Annotated in this window: 2 protein-coding genes; one reads left to right on the top strand and one right to left on the bottom strand. The window is 34.6% G+C overall.

The window, feature by feature from the left end:
- Positions 1-281: 281 nt before the first annotated feature.
- Positions 282-746, top strand: a complete 465-nt coding sequence (locus tag C6988_RS09360; RefSeq protein ID WP_182134936.1) for a metal-dependent transcriptional regulator — start codon at positions 282-284, stop codon at positions 744-746.
- Here the strand turns inward: C6988_RS09360 and C6988_RS09355 are convergent.
- Positions 733-2,141 (bottom strand): ATPase, T2SS/T4P/T4SS family (locus C6988_RS09355; protein WP_182134930.1); only part of this gene is annotated, 1,409 nt, incomplete at its 5' end. The genes C6988_RS09360 and C6988_RS09355 overlap by 14 nt on opposite strands.

Here is a 2,141-nt window from a genome sequence, read left to right as displayed (position 1 = left end):
GGAGCCCTCTGTAATGCTCCTAATGATTGGGCAGTTTTTTTATCATCCATTTTTGCAATATCACAATACAGACCTGCACGTCTTTTTGCAGAGTCAGAATATGCCTTAATACGATTTAATCTCTCTTTTAATGCGTCAACCATCCCACCTCAAATTTAGTAGAAAATAGTTAAGATTCAAAGATCAAGTTAGATTACTGGAAAGTCAATTTTGCATAACTAATGTAAAATCTCATGACTATAGACACGAAATTATAGCAGTGTGTGGGGAAAAACACAGGATTGAAAGAAAAGAGTAAGAATCGTTTAGAGTCAATCAAGGCAGCACATCAATCAGAAAAAAATGCATCAAGTTCTAGAGTAGAAGATTATCTTGAAGTAATTGCAGAGCTAGTAGAGCTCAAAGGTTATGCTACAACATTAGATATCTCAAGATACATGAATGTCAGTGCTCCAAGTGTAACTAAGATGCTTCAGCGTTTAGATGAAAACGGATATTTGGAATATGAGAAATATCATGGAATTAATTTAACTGACAAAGGAATTCAAGTAGCAGAAGCTATTAGACAAAAACATGGAATACTTTTAGAATTTTTTGAGATTTTAGGACTAGGTCATGACACTGCAAACCAAGATGCGGAAGGAATAGAACATCATTTGAATCCAAAGACCATAAAGCAGCTTAGAAAGTTCATAACATTTCTTAAAGCAAATCCCAAAGTATTAGAAAATTTCAAAAATCTTTAAGGCGTATGCTAATTTCATTTTGAGATGCAGCTAATCGCATTAGCTGTTTTGTAGTATCAGAACGTTTAGGGAATTTAATTTGCCCCTTACGGCCAATTCTAGAAGATGTAACATATTGGTCATTAACAAAGATATCAGCATGCATTCCAGTGTATTCTCTGCTAACTACCAAAATTATGGCAGTCTTTGATTCAGAAAAGCTAAATGGAAGATCGTCGTATTCAGATACAGTCTCAACTTCATTTTTTTCTTTGACATCAATGTGAACCTTAAGCATTTTTTCAAGATCATTTATGTTAGAACCACCTTTTCCAATTATACTTGGAATGTATTGCTTGTCGACTCGTACCTGAACATTATTCTCAGATAAGATTTCAACTTCAACTCGTGGGTCAAAACGTTTGAAGACATCACGAATTCTATCAGCAGCTAGTTTCTCTATTCCTACTTTGGTAGTTTTTTTAGAGACAGGAACGATTACGTTTTCTTCACCAAATGTGTATATTTCATATTCTAATTCACTATCATCAAAATTTCTAATCTCAATTACGGGCCTAGCAAGATCTTGCTCTACCATTCCTGATGGAACTTTTACTTTAAGTTCCAATTCATAGACTTTGGCAATTTTTCCATCCTTTACAAAAACAACTGTATCTAGTACATTAGGAATTATTCCAAGCTCTATCTTTCCAATAAAACGCTGTACTGCATCTAATGGAGAGTTTGCATGAACAACTCCAACCATTCCAACACCTGTCAATCGAAGATCAGAGAATGTGTGAAAGTCTTCTCTACGTCTTACCTCATCAAAAATTGTATAATCAGGTCTAACTAAAAGTAAAATGTCAGCAGTATTTTCAAAGCTTCCATCTAATTTTGTATATTGTGTAATACCTGAATCAACTTGCAAATCACGAGGAGACTCAAATGTTTTGACAATCTTTCCTTTTGCATGATAAAAATTTGCAAGACCTGATGCTAGTGTACTTTTTCCAGAGCCAGGAGGGCCAGAAATTAAAATTCCTTCTGCTTTTTGAGAGAACCTAGTCATTAATTTTTCAGACACATCATAATCATCTAATGATAGTTTTACAATTGGATGAACGATTGTAATTTCATATCCTTCTGAGAAAGGAGGTTGAGTAATTGCAATTCTATAGTCCCTATATTGAATTACCAAGGCACCAGGTTTTGATATTTCAACACCAGAGTCTTCAATCTTTGATGCCTCAACGATTTGTGTTGCGATATCATGAAGATAGTCTCTTGAAAGAGTAGTATCTCCAACATTGGTGAGCTCAAATGCACCTGGCTTTCCTCTCTTTGCTTTGGGGAGTATTCCTTCTTTGAGATGAACACTCATTGTTTCAGAATCAAAAAATTTCAAAAATCCTA

The sequence above is a fragment of the Nitrosopumilus sp. b1 genome, assembly GCF_014078545.1.
GTDB lineage: Archaea > Thermoproteota > Nitrososphaeria > Nitrososphaerales > Nitrosopumilaceae > PXYB01.
The sequence above is the reverse complement of the archived record's forward strand: the minus strand, read 5'-3'. Positions and strand labels throughout refer to the sequence as shown.